At 60.1% G+C, this 24,282-nt stretch carries 28 protein-coding genes and 1 pseudogene; 14 read left to right on the forward strand and 15 right to left on the reverse strand.

The window, feature by feature from the left end:
* Positions 1-431: IS256 family transposase, variant Zn-binding type (locus OP500_RS06655; RefSeq protein ID WP_443135143.1), on the forward strand; the 431-nt coding region annotated here is incomplete at its 5' end.
* A 206-nt stretch (positions 432-637) separates the two neighbouring features.
* Here OP500_RS06655 and OP500_RS06660 read toward each other — a convergent pair.
* The 3 genes from OP500_RS06660 to OP500_RS06670 form a co-directional block, all read right to left on the reverse strand.
* Entirely contained in the window at positions 638-838 is a 201-nt protein-coding gene (locus OP500_RS06660; protein ID WP_238745818.1) for a TonB-dependent receptor, read from the reverse strand.
* Between the two features lie 110 nt (positions 839-948).
* Positions 949-1,767: a hypothetical protein gene (locus OP500_RS06665; protein WP_238745816.1), complete on the reverse strand. Its 819-nt coding sequence runs from the start codon at positions 1,765-1,767 to the stop codon at positions 949-951.
* A complete protein-coding gene (locus OP500_RS06670; RefSeq protein ID WP_238745814.1) occupies positions 1,700-2,194 on the reverse strand; it encodes a TonB-dependent receptor plug domain-containing protein in 495 nt (164 codons plus the stop codon). Before OP500_RS06670 ends, OP500_RS06665 begins: the two co-directional genes overlap by 68 nt.
* 157 nt (positions 2,195-2,351) lie before the next feature.
* Here OP500_RS06670 and OP500_RS06675 point away from each other — a divergent pair, with 157 nt between their 5' ends.
* Entirely contained in the window at positions 2,352-2,972 is a 621-nt protein-coding gene (locus tag OP500_RS06675) for a glucose-6-phosphate 1-dehydrogenase family protein (protein WP_238745944.1), read from the forward strand.
* A gap of 169 nt (positions 2,973-3,141) precedes the next feature.
* Here the strand turns inward: OP500_RS06675 and putP are convergent.
* The 5 genes and pseudogenes from putP to rluD form a co-directional block, all read right to left on the reverse strand.
* Positions 3,142-4,665 (reverse strand): annotated as a pseudogene (putP, locus tag OP500_RS06680) (sodium/proline symporter PutP).
* Positions 4,666-4,902: 237 nt separating this feature from the next.
* A complete protein-coding gene (gene pseI / locus OP500_RS06685; protein WP_238745812.1) occupies positions 4,903-5,943 on the reverse strand; it encodes a pseudaminic acid synthase in 1,041 nt (346 codons plus the stop codon).
* Between the two features lie 3 nt (positions 5,944-5,946).
* Complete coding sequence (locus tag OP500_RS06690) at positions 5,947-6,231, reverse strand: hypothetical protein (RefSeq protein ID WP_238745810.1); 285 nt, start codon at positions 6,229-6,231, stop codon at positions 5,947-5,949.
* A gap of 92 nt (positions 6,232-6,323) precedes the next feature.
* Positions 6,324-6,641, reverse strand: a complete 318-nt coding sequence (locus OP500_RS06695) for a DUF2834 domain-containing protein (protein ID WP_238745809.1) — start codon at positions 6,639-6,641, stop codon at positions 6,324-6,326.
* A 108-nt stretch (positions 6,642-6,749) separates the two neighbouring features.
* Positions 6,750-7,868, reverse strand: coding sequence for a 23S rRNA pseudouridine(1911/1915/1917) synthase RluD (gene rluD / locus OP500_RS06700; RefSeq protein ID WP_238745808.1), 1,119 nt, complete (start codon positions 7,866-7,868; stop codon positions 6,750-6,752).
* Between rluD and OP500_RS06705 the strand changes: the two genes are divergently transcribed.
* The 8 genes from OP500_RS06705 to OP500_RS06740 all read left to right on the forward strand — a co-directional run bounded on the left by OP500_RS06705 (position 7,867) and on the right by OP500_RS06740 (position 13,318).
* Positions 7,867-8,682 (forward strand): outer membrane protein assembly factor BamD, encoded by an 816-nt coding sequence (locus OP500_RS06705; protein WP_238745807.1) that lies wholly within the window; start codon positions 7,867-7,869, stop codon positions 8,680-8,682. The genes rluD and OP500_RS06705 overlap by 2 nt on opposite strands.
* A 138-nt stretch (positions 8,683-8,820) precedes the next feature.
* The gene (locus OP500_RS06710; RefSeq protein ID WP_238745806.1) at positions 8,821-9,390 is read left to right on the forward strand and encodes an aminodeoxychorismate/anthranilate synthase component II; all 570 of its coding nucleotides are present in this window, start codon (positions 8,821-8,823) and stop codon (positions 9,388-9,390) included.
* Between the two features lie 132 nt (positions 9,391-9,522).
* Positions 9,523-10,212, forward strand: coding sequence for an S-methyl-5'-thioinosine phosphorylase (locus OP500_RS06715; RefSeq protein WP_238745804.1), 690 nt, complete (start codon positions 9,523-9,525; stop codon positions 10,210-10,212).
* 264 nt (positions 10,213-10,476) lie between these two features.
* Positions 10,477-11,724: a multifunctional CCA addition/repair protein gene (locus OP500_RS06720; RefSeq protein ID WP_274070531.1), complete on the forward strand. Its 1,248-nt coding sequence runs from the start codon at positions 10,477-10,479 to the stop codon at positions 11,722-11,724.
* 136 nt (positions 11,725-11,860) lie between these two features.
* Positions 11,861-12,022: a hypothetical protein gene (locus OP500_RS06725; protein WP_238745800.1), complete on the forward strand. Its 162-nt coding sequence runs from the start codon at positions 11,861-11,863 to the stop codon at positions 12,020-12,022.
* On the forward strand, positions 12,019-12,399 hold the full coding sequence (gene speD / locus OP500_RS06730; RefSeq protein ID WP_238745798.1) for an adenosylmethionine decarboxylase: 381 nt from the start codon (positions 12,019-12,021) through the stop codon (positions 12,397-12,399). Before OP500_RS06725 ends, speD begins: the two co-directional genes overlap by 4 nt.
* 81 nt (positions 12,400-12,480) lie before the next feature.
* A complete protein-coding gene (locus OP500_RS06735; RefSeq protein ID WP_238745796.1) occupies positions 12,481-12,873 on the forward strand; it encodes a bleomycin resistance protein in 393 nt (130 codons plus the stop codon).
* 169 nt (positions 12,874-13,042) lie between these two features.
* Entirely contained in the window at positions 13,043-13,318 is a 276-nt protein-coding gene (locus tag OP500_RS06740) for a hypothetical protein (RefSeq protein ID WP_238745794.1), read from the forward strand.
* A 127-nt stretch (positions 13,319-13,445) separates the two neighbouring features.
* Here the strand turns inward: OP500_RS06740 and pyrC are convergent, their stop codons facing one another.
* From pyrC to ylqF, 5 genes are all read right to left on the reverse strand, one after another.
* Positions 13,446-14,480 carry a dihydroorotase gene (pyrC, locus tag OP500_RS06745; protein ID WP_238745792.1) on the reverse strand — a complete coding sequence of 345 codons (1,035 nt, stop codon included), beginning with the start codon at positions 14,478-14,480 and terminating at the stop codon, positions 13,446-13,448.
* Positions 14,481-14,672: 192 nt separating this feature from the next.
* The gene (locus OP500_RS06750; protein WP_238745790.1) at positions 14,673-14,906 is read right to left on the reverse strand and encodes a sulfurtransferase TusA family protein; all 234 of its coding nucleotides are present in this window, start codon (positions 14,904-14,906) and stop codon (positions 14,673-14,675) included.
* A gap of 32 nt (positions 14,907-14,938) precedes the next feature.
* Positions 14,939-15,232, reverse strand: coding sequence for a hypothetical protein (locus OP500_RS06755; RefSeq protein WP_238745788.1), 294 nt, complete (start codon positions 15,230-15,232; stop codon positions 14,939-14,941).
* 38 nt (positions 15,233-15,270) lie between these two features.
* Positions 15,271-15,528, reverse strand: a complete 258-nt coding sequence (locus OP500_RS06760; RefSeq protein WP_238745786.1) for a recombinase RecA — start codon at positions 15,526-15,528, stop codon at positions 15,271-15,273.
* Positions 15,529-15,576: 48 nt separating this feature from the next.
* Positions 15,577-16,545, reverse strand: a complete 969-nt coding sequence (gene ylqF, locus OP500_RS06765) for a ribosome biogenesis GTPase YlqF (RefSeq protein WP_238745784.1) — start codon at positions 16,543-16,545, stop codon at positions 15,577-15,579.
* 139 nt (positions 16,546-16,684) lie between these two features.
* On the opposite strand from ylqF, the gene OP500_RS06770 reads away from it, so the two are divergent.
* From OP500_RS06770 to lipA, 3 genes are all read left to right on the forward strand, one after another.
* Entirely contained in the window at positions 16,685-16,957 is a 273-nt protein-coding gene (locus OP500_RS06770) for an HP0495 family protein (RefSeq protein ID WP_238745782.1), read from the forward strand.
* The gene (lipB, locus tag OP500_RS06775; protein ID WP_274070532.1) at positions 16,957-17,571 is read left to right on the forward strand and encodes a lipoyl(octanoyl) transferase LipB; all 615 of its coding nucleotides are present in this window, start codon (positions 16,957-16,959) and stop codon (positions 17,569-17,571) included. Before OP500_RS06770 ends, lipB begins: the two co-directional genes overlap by 1 nt.
* Positions 17,572-17,665: 94 nt before the next feature.
* Positions 17,666-18,664 carry a lipoyl synthase gene (lipA, locus tag OP500_RS06780; protein WP_238745780.1) on the forward strand — a complete coding sequence of 333 codons (999 nt, stop codon included), beginning with the start codon at positions 17,666-17,668 and terminating at the stop codon, positions 18,662-18,664.
* A 425-nt stretch (positions 18,665-19,089) separates the two neighbouring features.
* On the opposite strand, the gene OP500_RS06785 is transcribed toward lipA, so the two are convergent.
* Together OP500_RS06785 and pyrE are read right to left on the reverse strand one after the other, a co-directional pair.
* Positions 19,090-21,951 carry a DNA translocase FtsK gene (locus tag OP500_RS06785; protein WP_274070533.1) on the reverse strand — a complete coding sequence of 954 codons (2,862 nt, stop codon included), beginning with the start codon at positions 21,949-21,951 and terminating at the stop codon, positions 19,090-19,092.
* 248 nt (positions 21,952-22,199) lie between these two features.
* Positions 22,200-22,847 carry an orotate phosphoribosyltransferase gene (pyrE, locus tag OP500_RS06790; RefSeq protein ID WP_274070534.1) on the reverse strand — a complete coding sequence of 216 codons (648 nt, stop codon included), beginning with the start codon at positions 22,845-22,847 and terminating at the stop codon, positions 22,200-22,202.
* Positions 22,848-23,070: 223 nt separating this feature from the next.
* Here pyrE and pseC point away from each other — a divergent pair, with 223 nt between their 5' ends.
* A complete protein-coding gene (gene pseC / locus OP500_RS06795) occupies positions 23,071-24,234 on the forward strand; it encodes a UDP-4-amino-4,6-dideoxy-N-acetyl-beta-L-altrosamine transaminase (RefSeq protein WP_274070535.1) in 1,164 nt (387 codons plus the stop codon).
* The last annotated feature ends 48 nt before the right edge of the window (positions 24,235-24,282 follow it).

The raw sequence follows: 24,282 nt of genomic DNA on the forward strand, positions 1-24,282 counted from the left end.
TTTGCCATTTCCACCAAGTCAAAACCGTCGGCCGCTACCTGGCACGCAACCCGCAAACAGCTGCGGGGCAAGAGCTGCGGCACTTGGCACTGACGCTGAAAAACAGCCGCAGAGCCGGCTTTGAAAGCGGCCTGAAAGCATGGTTCGAACGGCACAAAGACTTCTTCAACGAACGCACGAAGAACCCCGAAACGGGCAAATCCCACTACACCCACCCAAGACTACGCAGCGCATATTTCAGCCTGAAACGGAACATGGGCAACCTATTTGTGTTTGAAGAGCATCCCGATTTGAGCATCCCAAACACCACCAATCTGCTTGATGGGGCATTTGCCGGATTAAAGCGGCATTTGGAGTGCCATCACGGCATGCAGATGGAAAATAAGGTTATCTTTATTAAAGATTATTTCTCTATCTCTAGTGATGAGTAGCACCTTTTTTGTCCTATAGCAGACTGGTTCTCGAAAATAGCACCTTTTTTGTCCTATATGCCTGAAAGTTTGGTTTCAGGCTGCTTGGTGGCCGTTTGGACGCGGCTGCCGGATGCGGCAATCCGTCCGATGGCAGCCGAAGCACCGCCCCCAAAAAAGCAGCCTGAAAGCGTTTTTTGTGCTTTCAGGCTGCCTGCGGGCGGGGTTTAAAACTTCACATTTACGGCAAAGATAAAGTTGCACCCCATCTGCGGTACATAAGGCAGGTAGGAGTTGTGGATGTAGATTTTTTGGTTCAGCAGGTTGTTGCCGTCGAGCGAGAGGGTGTAGTCGGCTTTGCCGATGCGGTTTTTGTAGCGGATGCCTGCATTGACCAGGTGGTAGCCGCGCGTGGAATCTTCGGGCACGGGTACGGCATACAGGCGGCCAGCGCTGCTTTTTTGCGTTTACTACTGCGCGCCGAATACGCCTTTCAGCCGGCCTGCGATTGGGGCGTGGTAGAACTCGATGCGGGTGTTCAGCCCTTTGTTGGCAAACACGGTGTCGGGGCAACCTTTGCCTGGGCGGCAGTGTCGGCGCTTCGGCGCTGCTTGTCTTCAGGGTAGTAGGGGTCGGTGTAAAACTTGCCGTCGTTGAGCTCGTCGTGGCGATAGTCGGCGCGGGCGGCGCTGATTTTGATTTTGTCCAGCCAAGCAAAGGGTTGGCGCCATTCGCCGCGCAAATCGAGGCGGCGGGAAAACAGGGCGATTTGCGGGCCGGGGCTGCTGTGGTCGTGGTGGTGGCCGTAGATGTTGTCGTGGCTTCGCGGCTGGTTTTCTTCGTGCGGCGTGCCGCAGTGAAAATGCAGCTCGCGTTTCAAATCGCTGTCGTCCATCAGGTGCGGATACATCAGCAGATAATCGCGGTTTTGGTAGTACTTGCGGTTTTCGGGGTCGAAAATATGGGCGCTGCACGGGTCGTACATATGGTTGTGGCCGACTACGCCGTAATCGTCGTTGCGGTAGCTGTAGGCCGCGCCGAGATAGCCTTTTTCGCCGACATACGACAGGCCGACTGTGCCGACGTGGGATTTGTTGTTGGAATCGGGCAGGCGGTACACGGTTTCTTCGAGCTTCACGCCGGGCACTTTGTACAAATCCGATTTACGGCTCAAACCTTCCAGCCGCAGCGCCAGATGGTCGCCCACGCCGAGCGTGATGCCCGCCGTGGCGGTGCGCTCTTTGCTGGCGGAATCGGCGCGCACCAGCATTTCGCCCTCGATGCCGTTTTCAGGCTGCTTTTCGGGAATGCGCCCGTCGGCCACGTTGACCACGCCGGCGTGGCGATGCCGAAGCATAAAGCAGCGTCGGCGTACCGCGCACCAGTTCGACCTGTTTGGCTAGCAAGGTATCGGCGGCTACGACGTGATCGGGCGAAATCGCCGACATATCCACCACGTCCGAGCCGTTTTGCAGCATTTTCACCCGCACGCCCTCCTGCCCGCGTATCACCGGCGCACTCACGCCGCCGCCGAAAGGATTGCTGTGCACCCCGCTCTCGCCCGCCAAAGCGTTGCCCAGCGTGGCCGAGCGCGCATGGAATTTTTCGCCGTCGATCACCACATCGCTGGCCTTGCGTCCGCTGCCCAAAGGCAGGGTTTGCACGGCTTTGCGTTTGCCGCTGACGGTAACCTGCTGCAGGGTTTGACCGTCGCCGCCCTCGTCTGCCCACGCCCAAGCGCTTACCGACAACAGCGACAACACCAGTATTTTCTTTTGAAACATATCCGCAATTAAACATTGTTATACCATAACTAATTTTATGGTTAAGATTGGTTAAGGCGTCAAGCAAGCCATTGCCGCTTTCAGGCTGCCTGCACCACAAACACACGCTGCGGCGCTATAATCCGCTTCCTGATTTTCTTTACATTTGACCGACATCATGCTGACACCCGAGCACTGCGCGCTGTTTGAGCGCCCGTTTTTCCAGTTTGCCCAGCTGAAAAAATACTGCCCCGAAACCATTCCCAAAATCAAAGCCGACTACAAAGCCGCCTGGCAGGACTGGCAGGCGCTGATTTTGCGCGTGGCCGACGATCTCGGCGCCCCGTTCGCCCCGCCGCACATCGAGCGCTGGTGCAACGGCTGGCAGGTGCGCGCCCACTTTTTCGCCTACTTCAAATACGCCCAATACGCCGATTCCGCCGCCATTTTCTCCATCCTGCTCAACCGCCGCCGCTTAAGCGTCAGCCTCGATTGGCACTGCTACAAAGCCGGCAAATCCCCCATCGCCCTACCCGACTACAACCGCTGGCTGGATACCCTCGATCGCAGCGCCTTTGCCGCTTTCGACATCTGGCACGGCGCCGAGAGCGAATACGCCGACTACCAAACACTCGCCGAGCGCGACGCCGGCTATCTGCAGCTGCAAGACAAGGACGACTTTTTCTGCATCGGCCGCCACATCGAAAAAGACCGTCTCGACGGCAGCGACCCCGCACCGTGGATTGCCGCCAATATCCGCGCCCTCGCCCCGCTCTACGAAGCCTGCCACGGCGGCTAAACGCCCTTTCAGGCAGCCTGAAAGCCAAGCGGAAAAAGCAGCCTGAAAGTCGGTTTTCCCGCTTTCAGGCTGCCTTAAATACGGCAACAGCCGCCCGCAATATGATGCGGGCGGCTGTTGTTTTGGTTTTCAGGCTGCTTTCTCTCGAAGCCGAGGCAGCCTGAAAACGTTATTTCGCCGCGCGGTAATCGGCATCGGCTTTGGCAAAGCGCTCCTGCACTTCTTTGGACGGCACTTTGTCGGCCAGCGACACCAGCACAGCCACCAAGGCACAGGCGATAAAGCCGGGGACGATTTCGTACACGGTAGTCCAGCCGTTTTGGCCGGCGGCGAGCGCGGGTTTTTTGACGAACTCGGCCCACAGCACCACGGTAACGGCGCCGGCCACCATGCCGGCCAGCGCGCCGGCGGCGGTGATGCGTTTCCAGAATACCGACAAAATCACCACCGGCCCGAAGGCGGCGCCAAAACCTGCCCAGGCGTAGGACACCAGTCCCAGCACTTTGCTTTCGGGGTCGGAAGCAATCAGGATGGAAATCACGGCAATCGCCAGCACCATCAGGCGGCCGACCCACACCAGTTCGGATTGCGGGGCGTTTTTACGCAGAAAGCCTTTGTAGAAGTCTTCGGTAATCGCGCTGGAGCACACCAAAAGCTGGCACGAGAGGGTGGACATCACCGCCGCCAGAATCGCGCTCAGAATCACGCCGGCAATCCACGGGTTAAACAGCAGGGTGGACAGGGCGATAAACACGCGCTCGTGGTTGCCTTTCATTGCGGCCACATCGGCCGGATTGGCGGCAAAGTGGGCGATGCCGAAATAGCCGACGGCCACCGCGCCGCCCAGGCACAGAATCATCCAAGTCATGCCGATGCGGCGGGCGGATACCAGCGATTTGGCGCTTTCGGCCGCCATAAAGCGCGCCAGAATGTGCGGCTGGCCGAAGTAGCCCAAGCCCCAGGCGGCGGTGGAAACGATGCCGACGAAAGTCGTACCCGCCAGCAGGCTACCGTATTGTTTGCCGGTTTCGGCGGCCACACCCTGAATGGCGACGGACATCTGCTCGGCGCCGCCCAAGCCCAGATACACCATCACCGCGTCAGAATCAGGGCGAAAATCATCAGCGAAGCCTGCAGGGTGTCCGTCCAGCTTACGGCCAAAAAGCCGCCGAGGAAGGTATAGACGATGGTCGCGCCCGCGCCCGGCCACATGGCCTGGTTGTAAGTCATGCCTTCAAACAGGCTTTGGAACAGGGTTGCCCCCGCCACAATGCCCGAAGCGCAGTAAATGGTGAAGAAAAGGTGAAGAAAAACAGAATAATCACGGCCGAAACCACCTTCATCAGATGGCCGCCGGCGCCGAAGCGGTGGAAGAAATAGTCCGGCAGCGTCAGCGCGTTGTTGGCATGCTCGGTGTGCACGCGCAGGCGGCCGGCCACCAACAGCCGCCGACGGTCAGGCCGATGGTGATCCAGGCTTCGCTCAGGCCGCTCAGGTAAATCGCGCCGGGCAGACCCATCAAAAGCCAGCCCGACATATCGGACGCACCCGCCGACATGGCGGTAACGAAGGGGCCGAGACTGCGGCCGTCGAGAATGTAGTCGTCGAAATTGCGGGTGGAGAAATAAGCTGCCAGACCGATCAGCAGCACCGCGATCAGATAGATTGCGAAGGTAATATACATCGGATTCATAAATACTCTACTCCTTCTTTAAGGTTTTTCTTGTTAAACCATCGGTTTGCGATTGAAAGCAATTTCGAACGGCGAATCGTTATACTGGATTGGCTGCCGATTTTCAAGATTTGCAAAGCAAGGTTTGTTTTATGTTAATGCCGCTATCAGGCAGCCTGAAACGGCAAACGTCAGGAAAAAAGCAGCCTGAAAGCCCCGTTTCGGCTTTCAGGCTGCTTTTGGGTGTCGGCAGAGAACTTAATCGGCAAAATCGTCCCACGAAACCGGCGTGCAGGCAGAGACCGCGCGCTTGAGCGTTTTGCCCAGCAGCGCGTCAAAATGCTTGGGCGCCAGACCGTAGCCCGGGCGCACGCTGCGGATGGCGCCGGCGTCGATTGTTTCGCCCGCCGGCATATCGCGCACGAAATACAGCGAGCGGCGGAATTTGATGTTGCCCTGCTCGCTGGACTTCAAACCGTAGTCCACCGCGCCGAGTGCCTGCCAGGCGGTACGGCTGTCGCGGCACAGCGCCGCCAGCCCGTCCGGCTCCAACGAAAAGCTGTCGTCGGGGCCGCCGCCGTTTCTGTCGAGCGTAAAGTGTTTTTCGATAATGCAGGCGCCCAGCGCCACGGCGGCAACGGCGGTGGTGTTGTCCAGCGTATGGTCGGACAGGCCGGCAGGTAGCCTGAAACGCTGCGCCATATCCGGCAGGGTGCGCAGATTGTAGTCGGCGGCGGGCGCGGGATAGCCGCTCACGCAGTGCAGCAGCGCCAGCTCGCGGCAGCCGGCGCTGCGGGCGGCATCCACCGCTTCGGCGATTTCTTCGGCATCGGCCATGCCGGTGGAAATAATCAGCGGTTTGCCGGTTTGCGCGGCGCGGCGGATCAGCGGCAGATCGACGGCTTCAAAAGAAGCGATTTTGTAGGCCGGCGCGTCCAGGCTTTCCAAAAGTTCGACCGCGCTTTCGTCAAAGGGCGAACTAAACAGGGTAATGCCGGCGGCGCGGGCGTAATCAAACAGCGGCTGGTGCCACTCCCAGGGCATATGGGCTTTTTGGTACAGCTGGTACAGCGACTGGCCGTCCCACAACCCGCCGCGGATCATAAAGTCTTCGCTCTCGCACGGCAGGGTGATGGTGTCGGCGGTGTAACTCTGGATTTTCACGGCATCGGCGCCGGCCTTTTTGGCTTCGTCGATAATGCGAAAAGCGGTTTGCAGGCTGCCGTTGTGGTTGGCAGACATCTCGGCAATGATGTAGGGCGGATGGCCGGAGCCGATGGGGCGGTGGTTAATGTGCATGGTTTATCCAAACAGGTTGTAAAAAAACACAAAAATAAACATTGAGGCAAAAAACAGCAGGTAGCATAAGCCGACGTATTTGATCCAATAAAAATGAAAATCCCGCGGCACGTTTTTGTATTTGGCGCGGCCAAGCAGAATTCCCCAAATAATCTGGTTGCACTGCCAGTTTTTCGCCAAAAAATCCCCAATCGAGTTAAGCGGTATCTCGCGCTTGCAGACGATGTAGGCGCTGCGCCAGTAAAACAGGACAAATGCAACGATAGCGATCGGGAAAAGAAAGTCCATTCGAGTTCTCCGAATAAGTGATGGGTAGGCAGACTTTATTTTCAGGCTGCCTTGTGCCGCAAAAAGCAGCCTGAAAAGCCCAAAACCAGCTTTCAGGCTGCTTTTCCATTGGCAGCCATCTCACGAAAAAGCAAAAACAGTGGAAGTGCGAAAGAGACGCCGATTACCAAGCCCAAAACAGACCACATCATCCATGCTTTGCCTGCCTTTAAGGATTCCGACACCGCGAAAGCAATAAAAACCAGCGCCGATACGATTACATCAAAGGCAAAAAAGGTGCTGATATGGCTGTAAAACAATTCATCAAAAAACAAACCTACATCAAACCCATGCGCCACAAGAAACAAGCCAAACGGGATTAAAGGAAGTAAAGCACCCAACAAACTCAGCAGAGCATATACCTTAACCATTTCGTCTCCGGTTTAAAAATTTTCCAAGCATCCGTGCCGCGCAAAATCAGGGAAAACTGCCCCCAAGCAGCCTGAAAAACCGAAAACCGGCTTTCAGGCTGCCTGCTGCTATTCTTTGGCGTAGATGATTTCAACGTCGTAATCGTCGTCGTCCCAATCGTCGTCATCTTCGAATTTGTCCTGCCATTCGGCCTGGGCGGCCAGCGGCGAATCGAGTCCGCTTTCCAAACGCAGCACCGAGAGCAGCGAATAGATGTCTTCGGGCAGCGGCGCTTCAAACTGCAGGGTCTCGCCGCTTTGCGGGTGGACAAAGCTCAGGCGGTAGGCATGCAGCGCCTGGCGGCCGTTCAAGCCCTTGATCTGCTGCCTGACCACTTCGGAACAGGGATGGCGCGGGTTGCCGTACACCGCATCGCCGGCCAGCGGATGGCGCGCTTCGCGCATGTGCACGCGGATTTGGTGGGTGCGGCCGGTTTCCAGCGCGCATTCGATATAGCTGTGGTCGCGGTAGCGCTCCAGCACTTTGATGTGGGTAACGGCTTCTTTGCCGCCGAATTTGACCACCGCCATTTTCAGGCGGTTGTGCGGGTCGCGGCCGATGGCGGCGTCGATTTTGCCGTCAAAGGGCACGATGCCGTCGGCCACCGCGCGGTAAATACGCTTGACGCTGCGGTTTTGCAGCTGCTGCACCAGATGGTTTTGCGCCGGCAGGGTTTTGGCCACCACCATCAGGCCGCTGGTGTCTTTGTCGAGCCGGTGGACGATGCCGGCGCGCGGCACCTGCGCGAGCGCGGGACAATGCGCCAACAGGCCGTTGAGCAGCGTGCCCGACCAGTTGCCCGCCGCCGGATGCACCACCAGACCGGCCGGCTTGTTGAGCACGATCACGCTGTCGTCTTCATACACAATGTCCAGCGCCATCGCTTCGGGGGCAAAGGCCAGCGTTTCTTCGTCCAGCTGCGGGCGCACTTCGATTTCTTCGCCACCGATCAGTTTGTCTTTGGGCGAAGCCGGCTTGCCGTTTAGGCTGACCGCGCCGTCTTTAATCCAGCCTGAAAGACGGCTGCGCGAGTAATCGGGCAGCAGTTTGGCCAGCGCCGCATCCAGCCGGCTGCCCGCCAAATCCAGCGGCACGGCCAGTTTTACCGGCTTTTGTTCAATTTGGGCTGCCTGAAACGGCAAATCATCGTTATAATCCGCGCCGTTTTCAAAGGGAAAGTTATCCATGAAAAAATTTCTGCTTATGATTTCCGTGGCCGCCGCCCTTTCCGCCTGCGCGGGTTCGGGCAACAACAAGGCCACTGTTGACAAAGAAGCGCAGGCCACGCAGGGCTGGTCGTCCGACCGCCTGTACAACGAGGCGCGCGAAGAATTGAATTCCGGCAATTATACGCGAGCCTCCGCGCTGTATGAACAGCTCATCTCCCGCCAGCCCGAAGGCCGCTACGTCGAGCAGTCGCTGCTGGAAACCGCCTACGCGCAATACAAAAACGAAGAGCCGGCCAAAGCGCTCAACACCCTGACCCGCTTTGAAAACAACTTCCCCGGCAGCGTCAATATGGACTACGCCCTCTATCTGCGCGGGCTGGTATTGTTTGGCGAAGACCAGTCTTTCCTGAACAAACTGGCCTCGCAAGACTGGTCCGACCGCGACCCGCAGGCCAACCGCAACGCCTACCGCGCCTTTAACGAGCTGGTTACCCGCTACCCCACCAGCAAATACGCCGACGACGCCCGCAAGCGCATGGCGCAGCTGGTGGATGCCTTGGGCGGCAACGAAATCGCCATCGCCCGCCACTACGCCAAACGCGGCGCCTATGTCGCCGCCAACAACCGCGCGCAAAAAGTGCTGCAAAACTTCCAAAACACCCGCTATGTGGAAGAAGCGCTGGCGATTATGGTTTACAGCTACCAGAAAATGGGCAACACCCAGCTGGCCGGCGACACCCGCCGCGTGCTGGAAACCAACTTCCCCGAAAGCCCCTATCTAAAAAAAGAATGGTCGGCCAAAGACACCCCGTGGTGGCGCTACTGGAAATAAGCAGCCTGAAACCCTCCGGCCGCCGCAAGGCACGCAAAGGCAGCCTGAAAACCGTTTCAGGCTGCCTTTGCCGCACCATCAAACCTGTTTCAGGCTACCCCTCGCGCATATAATGCCCGCTCCTGCCGAAAGATTCCCATGTTACTATTCATCGACAACTACGACTCCTTCACCTACAACATCGTCCAATACCTTGCCGAACTCGGCCAAGACGTGCAGGTGCGCCGTAACGACGACATCACGCTCGACGAAATCGCCGCACTCGCGCCGCAATACCTGCTGATCGGCCCCGGCCCCTGTTCGCCCAAAGAAGCCGGCATTTCGGTGGCGGCGATGCGCCATTTTGCCGGCAAACTGCCGATACTCGGCGTCTGCCTCGGCCACCAGACCATCGGCGAAGCCTTCGGCGGCCGCGTGGTGCGCGCCAAAACGCTGATGCACGGCAAAACCTCGCCGGTATTTCATCACGGCAGCGGCATGTTTGCCGGCCTGCCCAATCCCGTGCAATGCACGCGCTACCACAGCCTGGTCATCGAGCGCGACACCCTGCCCGACTGCCTGGAAATCACCGCATGGACAGAAGATAACGAAATCATGGGCGTGCGCCACAAAGACTTCGCCATCGAAGGCGTGCAGTTCCACCCCGAAGGGCTGCTCACCGAACACGGCCACGACATGCTCGCCAATTTTCTCCAACAGCACGGCTGAAAGCCGGCAGGCGGCAGCAACGCCCTTGCCGCCACCCCGCAGGCAGCCTGAAACGGCAAAAACGGCTTTCAGGCTGCCTGTTTTCCCTTTTTCCGCATACGCGCCCTGCTCCGGCGGCGCACAGGATTGCCCATGAACACACTCGCAGTTATCGGCAGCGCCAGTCTGGCGCGGCTGCCGCAATGGCACACCGGCGCGCGGCGCATCGTCCGCACCCCCTACGGCCAGCCCAGCGCCCCGCTTTTGGAAGGCGAAGTCGGCGGCCGGCCGGTGGTGTTTCTCTGCCGACACGGCCTGAACAACACCATCGCCCCGCAGCTGATCAACTACCGCGCCAATATCTGGGCGCTGCACAGCATCGGCGTGCGCCGCATCGTGTCGGTATCCGCCGTGCGCCCGCTGCACGACGGCTTCAGCGCCGGCGAACTGCTGCTGCCGCACGATCTGATCGACTACACCCACAGCCGCGAAAGCAGCTTTGTCGAACGCGGCACGCTGGAAAACGCCTACACCGATTTCACCCACCCCTACGACCACGCCCTGCGCGACGAGCTGCTCGCCCTGATCCGCCAAAGCGGTATGCCGGCGCACGAAGCGGCGGTTTACGCCTGCGTGCAGGGCGCGCGGCTGCCCACCGCCGCCGAAGCCCGCCGCATGCGCCAGGACGGCGCCGACGTGTACGGCATGACCGCCATGCCCGAAGCCATACTCGCCCGCGAGCTGGGTATGGCCTACGCCCATTTGTGTGGCGTGCTCGCCCCGGAGCGCGACGGCAGCCACCCCGCACTCGATGCCGTGCGCCAACTGATCGACCGCCTGTAAACCCCGTCTGCCGCCGTTTTCAGGCTGCCTGAAAACCCAAAAGCAGCCTGAAAGTCCGTAGGATGCGCACCGCGCACCATCCCAAATAAAAAGCAGCCTGAAAACCCCGCCTGCTACCGCAACGCAAATAAACCGGCACGGGCATGGCAAAAGTTTTCAGGCTGCCTGAAACCCAAAAGTAGTCCGAAACCCGTAGGTTGCGCACCGCGCACCATCGTCCCAATGCAAAAGCAGCCTGAAAGCCCACCCGAAAGACATCCGCCCATGCAAACCTATCTTGTCGGCGGCGCCGTGCGCGACGCCCTGCTCGACCGGCCGGTCGAAGACCGCGACTGGGTGGTGGTCGGCGCCGACGTCCCAACCATGCTCGATCGCGGCTTCAAGCCGGTGGGCAAAGACTTTCCCGTTTTCCTGCACCCCGAAACCCGCGAAGAATACGCGCTGGCGCGCACCGAGCGCAAAACTGCCAAAGGCTATGCCGGCTTCAGCTTCCACGCCGACAAAGACGTTACGCTCGAACAAGACCTGCAGCGGCGCGACCTGACCATCAACGCCATGGCGCAGGATAACGACGGCCGTCTGATCGACCCCTACGGCGGTGCCGAAGACCTGAAAAACGGCATTCTGCGCCACGTCAGCCCCGCCTTTGCCGAAGACTCGGTGCGGATACTGCGCACCGCCCGTTTTGCCGCCCGCTACGGTTTTGCCGTCGCCCCCGAAACGCTGGCGCTGATGCGGCAGATGGTTGATAACGGCGAAGCCGAAGCACTGGTGGCCGAGCGCGTGTGGCAGGAGTTGTCGCGCGGCCTGATGGAACCGCATCCGCGCAAGATGATCGACATTCTGCGCCAAAGCGGCGCGCTCAAAGTGCTGCTGCCCGAAGTCGATGCCCTGTTCGGCGTACCGCAGCGGGCGGACTTCCATCCCGAAATCGACAGCGGCGAACACACCCTGCTGGTGCTTGAGCGCGCCGCCGCCATGAATCTGGGGCTGCCCGAGCGCTATGCCGCGCTGCTGCACGATTTGGGCAAAGCGCTCACCCCCGCCGATATGCTGCCGCGCCACATCGGCCATGACAGCGCCGGCATCGAACCGGTGCGCGCCGTCAGCCGCCGCTATCGCGTGCCCAAAGCCTGCGCCGAGCTGGCCGAATTGGTATGCCGTCTGCACATCCGCCTGCACCGCGCCAGCGACATCCGCCGCCCGCGCGCCGTACTCGACGTGCTGAACGCCGCCGACGCCCTGCGCCACCCCGAACGTTTTGCCGCCGCGCTTGCCGTCTGCCAGGCCGACCAGCAAGGCCGGCTCGGCCGCGAACACACGCCCTACCCCCAGCGCGCTTTCTGGCTGGCGATGCTCGATGCCGCCCGCGATATCGACACCGCCGCCATCGCCGCTGCCCATACCGGCCGGCCGCAGGACATCCAAAACGCCATCACCCAGGCGCGGCTGGCGCAAATCCGCGCGCAGCTGCCCGCGCAGCTTGCCCGGCTGCACAAGCATACCGTCTAAACCGCAGGCAGCCTGAAAAGCCGTTTCCCCCTTTCAGGCTGCCTGAAAAGCGGTTTAACATCATGCCTGCGCCGGCTGTGCCTGCGAAAATTCCGCCGCAGCCGCCTTCCGCCCCCAACCATCCGAGCAACCCGCCATGAACAAAACCGCCTACACCCTGATCGCCCTTGCCGCCATCGCCTTTGCCACCCTGTTTAACTACAGCGCCGCCTTTTCCAGCGGCAAAAGCAGCGTCCCCCGCACCCGCCTGCCCGGACAAGGCGGCTTTGGCGGCTTCGGCGGAAGCGGCCACAAATGAGTGCCGCCATCGGCAGCCACGGCCTGCTTGACCTGTACGGCTGCCCGCCCGAGCCGCTGCGCGACGCCGCCAAACTGCAAAGCGCCATGGAACAGGCCGCCCGCCAAGCCGGCGCGTGCATACTTTCCGCCCATTTCCACCGCTTCGGCGGCCACGGCGGCATCACCGGCGTGCTGCTGCTGGCCGAATCGCACATCAGCATCCACACCTGGCCGGAACACCACTACGCCGCCGCCGACATCTTCCTGTGCGGCAGCCTGAACCCCGCACACGCCCGCCTTGCGCTCGAACAGGCGCTGCAAGCCAAACACAGCCGCTGGCAGCAACACCCGCGCGGCCTGCCCGCCCTATTCGCGCAGCCTGAAACGGGCAAATAAAGCATTCCAAGCAGCAAAAGCAGCCTGAAAATGGTTTCAGGCTGCCTGCTGCAAACAGATTTAAACCAACGGAAAACCGCTATGGAATTTAAAGAACTGATCCCGGAACTTTCTGTATTTGATATCCAGCAAACAAAAGACTTTTATGAAAAACTGGGTTTCAAAACAGAATATGAACGCAAAGCAGACAAGTTTGTTTTTATGTCTTTCCAAGGCAGCCAGTTTATGTTTGAGCAAATCCATGACAAGGGCTGGAATACCGGCGAATTGGACTATCCCTTAGGGCGGGGAATCAATTTTTCCATCGCCACCGACAATGTTGAAGCGCTCTATGAAACGGTGAAAAAGGAGCAGATAGCGATTTATCGGGAGCTGACAAGAAGCTCTTATGAAATCCAAGGCGGCATCGTAGCAGAGCCGGTCGAATTTCTTATCCAAGACCCCAATGGTTATCTGTTAAGGTTTACCAACTGATGAATCATGCCGGAGCCGGAGCCGTTTTTGCCGGCCTTTTGCCGTTTGGCGGCCGGCTGTCAAGCCTTTATATCCGCACAGGTGCCGATTACCAACAACTACAGGATTACGCAGCACCCTAGAAAGGCTTTAAAGTAGAATCCGCGCTTTTTCAAAGGAAGCGGTAAGGATGATTATCTGGAGCGGCAAAGGTTTGCTGGTGGTTTTGGCGATGGGGCTGGGCATGCTGGCCGGCAGGGTGGCGGCTCAAATGCTGGCTGCCCATATTTATTTTTCGTCGGCGGCGCAAATGGACAGCGTGGGCTTCGTATTCGCGGCGGGATTCAATTTCGTGCTGAGCCGCTTATTTGTTTCCGATGCTTCTTTCCTGTTTTTTATCCCAAACCGTTATTGGACGGTGATCTTGGCGGCAATGGGCATCTTGCTGTTTTTTAAAATTGTCTGATGCGTATCGCCCGCCCGTACCGGTCTCCCCTACCCCAAGCAGCCTGAAAACGGGGTGCCGCATACCAAAAGCAGCCTGAAAACCTTTCAGGCTGCTTTTTTTGTATCTTGATTAAACCGCTCGGCGATCAGCCTTGCAGCGACCACGCCAGCTCTTCGCCGGCGAGCATCGGCACCACTTCGCTCTCGCCAAAAGCGAAAGATTCGGGTACGCGCTGGGGCTGTTTGACCAGAGTGATGGTGTCGCTGTTGCGCGGCAGGCCGTAGAAGCGGGCGCCGTTGTGCGACGCAAAGGCTTCGAGTTTGTCGAGCGCGCCGGCGTTTTCGAAAATCTGGGCGTAGATTTCGATGGCGTTGGCGGCGCTGAACATACCGGCGCAGCCGCAGGCGTTTTCTTTGGCGCCGCGCGGGTGCGGCGCGGAATCGGTGCCGAGAAAGAATTTGTGGGACTGCGCACCGGTAACGGCATCAATCAGGGCGCGGCGGTGGCTTTCGCGCTTGATAATCGGCAGACAGTAAAAATGCGGGCGCACGCCGCCGACCAGCAGGTGGTTGCGGTTGAACATCAGATGCTGCGGGGTTACGGTGGCGGCCAGATTGTCGCCCGCTGCGCTCACCAGCGCGGCGGCTTCGGCGGTGGTGATGTGCTCGAACACGGTTTTCAGTTCGGGCAGCTCGCGCATCACCGGCTGCAGCACGCGCTCGATAAACACGGCTTCGCGGTCGAAAATATCGATAGCGGGGTCGGTTACTTCGCCGTGCACCAGAAAGCGCATATCCTGCGCGGCGATTTCTTCCAATACCGGCAGCAGTTTGAACAGATCGCTGACGCCGGAATCGGAATTGGTGGTGGCGCCGGCGGGATAGAGTTTGAACGCGGCGATGCCGGCGGCTTTGGCTTGGCGCACGGTATCGCGGCTGGTGTTGTCGGTAAGATAGAGCGACATCAGCGGCGTGAAGCGGCTGCCGGCGGGAATAGCGGCTTCGATTTGGCGCTTATAGTCGAGCGCCTGCGCCACGGTGGCCACCGGCGGCTTGAGATTGGGCATCACCAGCGCGCGCCCCATCTGGCGGGCGCTGAAAGGCACGACGGACTTGAGCGCGGCGCCGTCGCGCACATGGAGATGGAAATCGTCGGGGCGGGTAATGGTTAGGGTTTGCATGGTTTGGGGTTTCTTGGCGGGTTCTTGGTAGTTGGTGGGTTCGGGCAGCCTGAAAAGTGTGGAAACGGAGTTTCAGGCTGCTTTTTTGTTTTGGGTTTTTGGTGCGCGGTGCGCACCCTACGGCGGGGCTGTTTTGGGAGTTTCGGCGGTAGGGTGCGCCCCGCGCACCGTTTGTTTGCCGGTTTCCGGTTTTCAGGCTGCCTTGCGGCGGATCACCATTTGGAATACGCCGTTTTCCAGCGTTTCGGACGACAGCAGCTCGTGGCCGGTGTGGCGGCAGAAGGCGGCGAAATCGCCGGGGGCACCGGGATCGGTGGCGAGTACGGTAATCACGCTGCCGCCGGCGGCGGCGGCCAGCGCTTTTTTGGCGCGTAGGATCGGCAGCGGGCAGCGCAGGCCGGTCAGGTCTAGGGTTTGGTCGCTCATTTGAGTTCCTTGTGTGTGTGATATCGGGCGCTTCAGCGGGGCAGATAGGGGCGCAGCCACCACATTCCCAGGCCGTAAAGCAGCGTGCCGCTCAGGCCGGCGAGCAAGAACCAGCGCCCTTTGCGGCGGGAATTGGGGCACAGCCAGTACACGGCCAGGCTGAAGCTGAAAAACATCGCCAGCGCCGGCAGCAGCAGCTGGCGGTCTTTAAAGCGGTTCAGGGTGTAGCTTTCGCTGAGCACCACATAAACCTGCCACAGCGCGGCGGCAGCCAGCAGCATCACGCCGGCGGGCAGGAAGATTACGGCAAGTTCGGTGGTATTCATTGTTTGGCGGTTTCGGGCGGATTGGGGTTTCAGGCTGCCTAAACTTCGGCTTGGGCGTCGCGGCAGTAATGCTGCGCCCAAGCAACGGCAGCCTGAACGGCGGCGCGCGCCTGCGGGCTGTTTTTCCAGCAGCTCGAGCCGGTTAGCGCCGCGCCCTGCGCCAAAATATCGGCAACATCGGCGGCGGCAAGTTTGGCGGGACTGTCCAAACCCATTTCGTGCAAACGCCGGATGACGGTTTTGCCGACGCCCTTTTGCGCGAGCAGGGCTTGGGTTTCTTGGTCGGTAAAGGGCATGGTTTTTTGCCTTTCTTACAAAACGGTTTTCAGGCTGCCTGAAAGCGCTCAGTCTTCCATATCTTGCGGTGACTGTTGCGGCTTGGGCGCTGCCTGCCCTTTGCGCTCGGCTTTGCGCGCTTCGCGTTGGGCTTTGAGTTCGGCTTCGCGCTGGCGGGCTTTTTTCAGCCAGGTTTCCCATTGCTGCGGAGTTTCCAGGGTGATGCGGCCGATTTGACCGTCGCGAAAATCGGTGAGCACCAGTTCGGCGGCTTTTTGGTAGTTGGGACGGCCGCCGCCCATCAGGGCGCCGCGTTTTTTTGCCACCCATTCGAGCCATTGGTCGTCCTGCCAGTGGCTGGACGGGTCTTTGTCGGCGCCGTAGCGTGCCTGCAAAAGCGGCAGGTAATGGCGGCGCAGGTAGTCTAAAAGTTCGAGCGCGACTTCTTCTTCATCGAGCGCGTTGCGGCCGATGGCGCCGCCGGCGGCAAGATTGTAGCCGCCTTCTTCAACGATGATTTTCGGCCACAGCATGCCGGGGGTGTCGTAAAGCCAGAAATCATCGGCCAAGAGCAGGCGCTGCTCGGCTTTGGTGATGCCCGGTTCGTTGCCGGTTTTTGCGGACTTTTTGCCGAGCATGGCGTTGATCAGGGTGGATTTGCCGACGTTGGGGATGCCGCAGATGAGCACGCGCAGGGGTTTGTCGATGCCGCTGCGGTGGGGCACCAGAGCCCTGCTGGCGGCGATCAGTTTCTGCGCGGCTTGGCGCTCGGACGCATCGAGCGCAATCGAGCGGGTTTCTTCACGGCTGTTGAAGTATTCGAGCCAGACGGCGGTGCGCTCAGGGTCTGCCAGGTCTTGTTTGTTTAAAATTTTCAGCTTTGGCTTGCCGCGCGCGAGTTGCGCCAGCAGTGGGTTTTCGCTGGAAGCGGGCATGCGCGCGTCGAGCATTTCGACCACCATGTCCACGCTTTTCAGGCGTTCGGCAATCGCTTTTTTCGCCTTGTTCATGTGTCCCGGAAACCATTGGATTGCCATAGAGTCTGCCTTGTGGGTTGGAAAACGGGCTTTCAGGCTGCCTGAAAGCGGCTGGGAGAAAACGCGCGATTATAGCAAAGGCATTGGAAGCACAAAGCCTTTGCGCTAAAATGCCGCCCTGTTTTTTAAGGACGCACACATGAGCGAGCAAGAACAAAAACCGCTAATCGACTTCCCCTGCCGCTTCCCGATCAAAGTGATGGGCGAGCAACATCCCGATTTCAACAGCGAAATTCTCAAAACCGTGCGCGAACACGCGCCCGATACCGCCGACGAACACATCCAAACCCGCCCCAGCAGCAAGGGTAACTATGTCAGCGCCACCGTCAGCGTACAGGCCGAAAACCAAGAGCATCTGGACAATATCTACCGCAGCCTGACCGCGCATCCGATGGTGAAAGTCGTGCTGTAATGAAAACCGTCTTTTTGGGGCGCCGCCCCTATCTGCCGGTATTCGAAGCGATGAAGCAGTTTAGCGCTGCTCGCGGCGCCGATACCGAAGACGAGTTGTGGGTGGTGGAGCACGATCCGGTGTTCACCCAGGGCTTGGCCGGCAAGGCCGAACACCTGCTCGGCGGCACCAGCGTCCCCGTTGTCCAGATCGATCGCGGCGGCCAGATTACCTACCACGGCCCCGGCCAGCTTGTCGTCTATACCCTGATCGACTTCAAACGCCTGAAAACCGGCGTGCGCAGCATCGTTTCCGCGCTGGAAAACAGCATTATCGCCACCCTTGCCGAATACGGCATCGAATCGGCCGCCGACCCCAAACGCCCGGGCGTGTATGTGGCCGGTAAAAAAATCGCCTCGCTCGGCCTGCGCATCAAAAACGGCGCCGTCTATCACGGCCTGGCGCTCAACGTAAACATGGATCTCGAACCCTTCCGCCACATCAACCCCTGCGGCTACGCCGGACTCGAAATGACCCAAATCGCCGAGCTTGTCCACCCCTGCCCCGAGCTTGCCGAAGTGGCCGAAAAACTCACCGGCCATCTGCAAAGGCAGGCGGTTTTTCAAGCAGCCTGAAAACAGATCAAGCCCGAACCCGATTGAAAACCACCCTGAGCGCACCATTTCAGGCAGCCTGAAAACCCCAAACCCACACGAAAGACACACCAAAATGAGTTCCACCGAAGCCACCAACCCCCTGGACAACCGCCAGGGCGTCAAACACACCGGCGCCAGCAAAACCGCCCGCATCCCGATCAAAGTCGTCCAGCCCGAGCAGAAGCTGAAAAAGCCCGAGTGGATCCGCGCCAAGCTGCCCAATCCCAAAAAATTCTTCGAGATTAAAGACATCCTGCGCGAGCAGAAAATGCACACCGTCTGCGAAGAAGCCGCCTGCCCCAACATCAGCGAATGCTTCAGCCGCGGCACCGCCACCTTTATGATTATGGGCGACATGTGCACCCGCCGCTGCCCCTTCTGCGCCGTCGGCCACGGCCGCCCCAACCCGCTCGATCCCGAAGAGCCGCAGAATCTCGCCAATTCCGTGCGCGCCATGAACCTGCGCTACGTCGTCATCACTTCGGTCGACCGCGACGACTTGCGCGACGGCGGCGCCCAGCACTTTGCCGACTGCATCACCGCCATCCGCCAAACCAGCCCCACCACCAAAATCGAAATTCTCGTACCCGATTTCCGCGGACGGCTCGACATCGCCCTGAAAATCCTGGCCGAAACCCCGCCCGATGTGATGAACCACAATCTCGAAACCCACCCGCGCCTGTATAAAATGGCGCGTCCGGGTGCCGACTACAAACACTCGCTCGAACTCTTACGCCGCTACAAAGAAATGATGCCCCACGTTCCCACCAAGTCCGGCATTATGGTCGGCCTGGGCGAAACCGACGACGAAGTGCGCGAAATCCTGCGCGACATGCGCGCGCACAACATCGAAATGCTCACCATCGGCCAATACCTGCAGCCCTCCGACGGCCACCTGCCGGTGCTGCGCTACGTTACCCCCGAGATGTTCAAGCAGTTTGAAAAAGAAGCCTACCAAATGGGCTTTCACAACGCCGCCTGCGGCGCCATGGTGCGCTCCAGCTACCACGCCGACCAGCAGGCCGAAGAAGCCATGCGCGAAGCCCACGGCGGCGGCTGCGGACATCATTAAATCCCTGCGGCAAGGGCAAAACAGGCAGCCTGAAAGCTTCAGGCTGCCTTTCATTTCAAGCCAAGCACGCCGGCCGGACATCCGGGCAGCCTGAAAACCGTTTGCCGGCTGTTCAGGCTGCTTTTTATCGTCCCGAAGCAGCCTGAACAACCCAAACATAAAAACACAAGGCAGCCTGAAACGTTCAGGCTGCCTTTTGCCCGGTATTGCGCTTTCGGCTTTCAGGCTGCTTTTTTACCTTGCCGGTTTGGGGCAGGCAACCCCAAGTAAAGGACAAAAGCAGCCTGAAAACGGCCGCTGCCGTTTCCGGCAGGATGCGCAATCGGGCAGGATTTCAGGCTGCCTGCCTTATCCGCTCTCAGCCCAAGCGCAAAAGCAGCCTGAAAGCCGCAAAGGCTTTCAGGCTGCTTTTGCTGCCCGCGCCGCTACTCGGAATCGGGACTGCGGGCAAGTATGGTGCGCTTGCCGGTGTGGTCGGGCGCGGAAACGATGCCTTCGGCTTCGAGCTGGTCAAACAGCGTAGCGGCCTTGTTGTAGCCCACGCGCAGGTGGCGCTGCAGCGACGAAATACTGGCCTTTTGCGTGCGCAGCAGCACGGCAACGGCTTCGTCAAACAGCGGATCGCGCTCGCCGCCGCTGCCGGCGGGGTTGGCGCCGAACAGATCGTCGCTGCCGCCGTTGAGCAGGTCTTCCACATAATCGGGCTCGCCGGTTTGCTTCAGGTATTCGACTACGCCGTGCACTTCGTTGTCGGCAACAAAGGCGCCGTGTACGCGCTGCGGGTAGCCGGTGCCGGGCGGCAGAAACAGCATATCGCCCTGGCCAAGCAAGTTTTCGGCGCCCATCTGGTCGATGATGGTGCGGCTATCGACCTTGCTCGACACTTGGAAGGCGATGCGGGTGGGGATGTTGGCCTTAATCAGGCCGGTAATCACATCGACGCTGGGGCGCTGGGTGGCGAGTATCAGGTGGATACCGGCGGCACGGGCTTTCTGCGCCAAACGGGCGATCAGTTCTTCGATTTTCTTGCCGGCGGTCATCATCAGATCGGCAAACTCGTCCACTACCACCACGATGGCCGGCAGTTTTTCCAGATATTCGGGATTGTCGGGCGTCAGGCTGAAGGGGTTGGCATAGCGGCGGCCGGCGGCTTTGGCGGAAGTAACTTTTTCGTTGTAGCCGGCCAGATTGCGCACGCCCAGATGGCTCATCAGACGGTAGCGTTTTTCCATTTCGTTCACGCACCAATTGAGCGCGTTGGCGGCGAGCTTCATATCGGTAACCACCGGCGCCAGCAGGTGCGGGATGCCTTCGTAGATCGAAAGTTCGAGCATTTTCGGGTCGATCATAATCAGGCGCACGTCTTCGGGGCGGGCTTTGAACAGCATCGACAGAATCATCGCGTTCACGCCCACCGATTTGCCCGAGCCGGTGGTGCCGGCCACCAACAGATGCGGCGCTTTGGCCAAATCGGTTACTACCGGCGCACCGCTGGTGTCCTGCCCCAGCGCCAGCGCCAGCTTGGACGGATTGTCTTGGAAAACCGAAGATTCCAAAATCTCGCGCAGGCGGATGGTCTGGCGCTTAGGATTGGGCAATTCCAGCCCCATGCAGGTTTTGCCGGGAATGGTTTCGACCACGCGGATGGCGGCCACCCCCAGCGAGCGCGCCAGGTCTTTTTCCAGATTCATCACCGAATTGCCACGCACACCGACATCGGGCTCGATTTCGTAGCGGGTAATCACCGGCCCGGCATAGGCATCGAGCACTTTCACTTTCACGCGGAACTCGGCCAGCTTCTCTTCAATGGTAATGCTGTTTTGCAGCAGCTCTTCCTCGCTCTGCACCGCCGCCGGATTGTGCTTGGGCGGCAGCAGCAGGCTCATCGGCGGCAGCTGGTTGCTGCCGCTCTCGCCGTGCTCAAAGCCCTCGCCCGATTCCAGCCAGCGCTGCCACTCGGGCGCTTCGTTATCGGCGGCAGGCAGGTTTTCCAAGCCCTCCAGCCAGGCGGTATTGACGGTGTCGCCGCTGGTACCGGCGCTGTTGCCGTAAAAACTTTCGGCAAAACGGTTTTCAGGCTGCTTTTGCTCGCGGTAATACTGCTCGAAATCGGCTTCGGTCCAACCGGTATCGTGTGTGCCGGCTGAATGGTACTGCTGGCTTTCTGCGGCAAACGGCGCGGCCGGCGGATATTCGCTTTCAGGCTGCACGGCGGCATAGCCGGCATCGGGCAGGCGCTCGACGGCGGGCGGCGGGAAATTAAACGGGCTGTCGACAATCTCCGGCGCGCGCGGCGCATAGGGCTGGGCGGCAGCCTGAAAAGATGCCGGCTGCGGCACGGCTTCGGCGCGCGGCGGCGCATAGCTGCCGTAAGACGGTGCCGGACGGCGGTTACGGCGGAAGGCGGCGGCATTGCTGTTGTTCAGGTTTTGCCAGATTTCGTCTTCGGGAATCACGCTGAGCGCCTGGTCGGGCTGCGGGCTTGGCGGCGCCGGCTCTTCGATTTCGCGGCGGGCGCTCTGGCGGCGGTTTAGCCGTTCGCGGATGTCTTCCAAGTCGATTTCTTCAGGCTCGCGCGTGTAGCTGCGGCGGATTTGCGGCAGCGGCGGCAGCTTGTTTTGGATTTCCTCCAACTGCTCCAGCGCGCGCCGGCGCACCCGCTGCACCGCCGGATCGTCGGCTTCGATGGTTTGCGCCGGCCGCTTGCTGCCGGCGGCCTCCTGCTCCTGCCTTACCAGCCGCAGCGCTTCTTCGTCGCTGATGGTTTCGCGCTCGGAAAGTGCGGCGGAAAAAGTATGGCGGGGCGGGGCGGCGAAGTTTTCAGGCTGCCTGAAAAAGCCGTCGGTACCGTGGTGGCCGGCAGAAGCGGCGGGAACTTCGCTGCTGAGAATGTCGTCAAGCGTGATAATTTGCGCGCCGACCGCCGGCTTGGCGGCGGGCAGCGGCTCGGGATCGGCGGGCAGTTCGATGGGCGGTGCGGCCGGTTTGGTGCGTTTGGCCGGCGCGGGCGTTTCGGCATCGGCAGCGGCGTCTTCGTCTTCAGGCAGCAGGCTCGGCTGCTGCGGCTCGTCATCGTCCATCAGGATAAAGGCCAGATCGTCGTGCAGCCGCGGCGTGCTCACCGGCTGGCGGAAATTGAGCGGCATCTGTTCGGGCTCGGCCTGGTGGCGCGCCGCTTCGGCCTCGTAAAACTCCAGCTCTTCCTTCCAGGCACGGCTTTGCCAAAAGTAAATCCAGCTTAACAGCAGGAAAACGGCAAACAAAACGACAATCAGCGTAATCAGCATGCGGCGGTTGCTCCACGGGGGAAAACGGTGGGAAAACTGGCGCGGATTTTACCTTTTCCGCCCCCGTTTTTACAGTATTAAAACGGCAAAAGCACCGGCATTTGGCAGTTTTGCCGCAAATTCGCGCCGCGTTTTGCCCGAAAAAGCAGCCTGAAAGCGGCGGATGCCGTTTCAGGCTGCTTTGGGGTGGCTTTAAAGCGTTTCAGGCTGCCGCTGCCCGCGGAAGCGGCGCCCGGGCAGCCTGAAAATCAGGCGACGCCGTAACGCTCGCGGTAGGCGGTCAGCTGCGGCAAATAGCGGCTGATTTCGGCATTGCCGCTGTTTTGCAGCATGGCAAACAAATCCTGCAGATTGGCGATCGCCACCACCGGCAGGCCGTACTGCTGCTCGACTTCCTGTACGGCAGACAATTCGCCCGTGCCTTTTTCCATGCGGTCAAGCGCAATGGCCACCGCAGCCGGCTCGGCACCGGCAGCCTGAATCAGCTTCACCGATTCGCGCACCGACGTGCCGGCGGAAATCACGTCGTCGATAATCAGCACCCGCCCTTTGAGCGGCGCGCCCACCAGCGTGCCGCCCTCGCCGTGGTCTTTGGCTTCCTTGCGGTTGTAGGCAAAAGGCAGGTTGCGGCCGCGCTCGGCGAGCATCATTGCAGTGGCGGCGGCCAGGATAATGCCCTTGTAGGCGGGGCCGAACAGCATGTCGAACGCAATGCCGCTCTCGTCGATCGCCTGCGCGTAAAAGCGCGCCAGCGCCAGCGTGGAAGCGCCGTCGTTAAACAGGCCGGCATTGAAAAAATAGGGCGACGGCCGCCCGGCTTTGGTGGTGAACTCGCCGAACTTCAATACTTTTTGTTCGAGCGCGAAACGGAGAAAATCCTGACGGAAATCGGTCATGGCATATCCTTGCAAGACGGGTTGGCAAAGGGGCGGATTATATAGCGAAAGCGTTTCGGCCGCTGGCTTTCAGGCTGCCGTGCCGCATCAGAAGCCGCCGCCCGCCCTGCCCCGCCGGCGAGCTTTTGCTACAATAGCGCCGCCCAGCCGCAAGGCAGCCTGAAAACGGCAAAACCGGTTTTTCAGGCTGCCTGCCCCGTCCAACCTTTCGCGAGCTTTCCCCATGATCCCCTACGGCCGCCAAACCATTTCCCAAGACGATATCGACGCCGTCGTTGCCGTCCTCCAATCCGATTTTCTCACCCAGGGCCCGCAGGTGCCGGCCTTTGAAAGCAGCCTGAAAGCCTATTGCGGCGCCGCGCATGCCGTGGCGGTAAACAGCGCCACTTCCGCCCTGCATCTGGCCTGCCTTGCGCTCGGGCTGGGCGCGGGCGATGTGCTGTGGACCTCGCCCATCACCTTCACCGCTTCGGCCAACTGCGCGCTCTACTGCGGTGCGGATGTGGATTTTGTCGATATCGACCCCGCCACACTGAATATGTCGGTTTCCTCGCTCGAAGCCAAACTGCAGGCTGCCCGCGCATCCGGCGCTCGGCTGCCGAAAATCGTCGTCCCCGTGCATCTGTGCGGCGAGCCCTGCGATATGGCCGCCATCGGCGCGCTGGCCAAAGAATACGGCTTTGCGGTGATTGAAGATGCCTCGCATGCTGTCGGCGCATTTTCAGGTAGCCTGCCGGTCGGCGCCTGCGAACACAGCGACATCACCGTCTTCAGCTTTCATCCGGTGAAAATCATCACCACCGCCGAAGGCGGCGCCGCGATGACCCACCGCGCCGATCTGGCGGAAAAAATGGCGCTGCTGCGCAGCCACGGCATAACCCGCGATCCCGCCGCGATGACGCACGAAGCCGACGGCGGCTGGTACTACCAGCAAATCGATTTGGGCTACAACTATCGCATGACCGAGCTTCAGGCTGCTCTCGGCGTAAGCCAGATGCGGCGGCTGGACGAATTTGTCGAACGCCGCCACGAGCTGGCCGGGCGCTACGACCGCCTGCTCGCCCCCCTGCCCCTGATCCTGCCGCCGCGCAACCCGGCCAGCCACTCGGCGCTGCACCTGTATCCGGTGCAAATCCGCGCCGACAGCGGCAAAAGCCGCCGCGACGTGTTCGACTACCTGCGCCGCCACGGCATCGGCGTGAACGTGCATTACATCCCCGTCCACACCCAGCCCTATTACCGGCGGCGCTTCGGCTTCCAAAACGGCGACTTCCCCGCCGCCGAAGCCTATTACCAAAGCGCCATCAGTCTGCCGCTGTATTTCGGTTTGAGTTTCGACGAACAGGATAAAGTGGTGGAAACGCTGGCAGCGGCGCTGGCGGCATAATGCAGGCAGCCTGAAAAGGGGTGCAGGCTGCTTTTTATTAGATGCGGC

Origin of the sequence: Kingella sp. SNUBH-2017 (genome assembly GCF_028680565.1) — a bacterium.
Taxonomy (GTDB): domain Bacteria; phylum Pseudomonadota; class Gammaproteobacteria; order Burkholderiales; family Neisseriaceae; genus Kingella_D; species Kingella_D pumchi.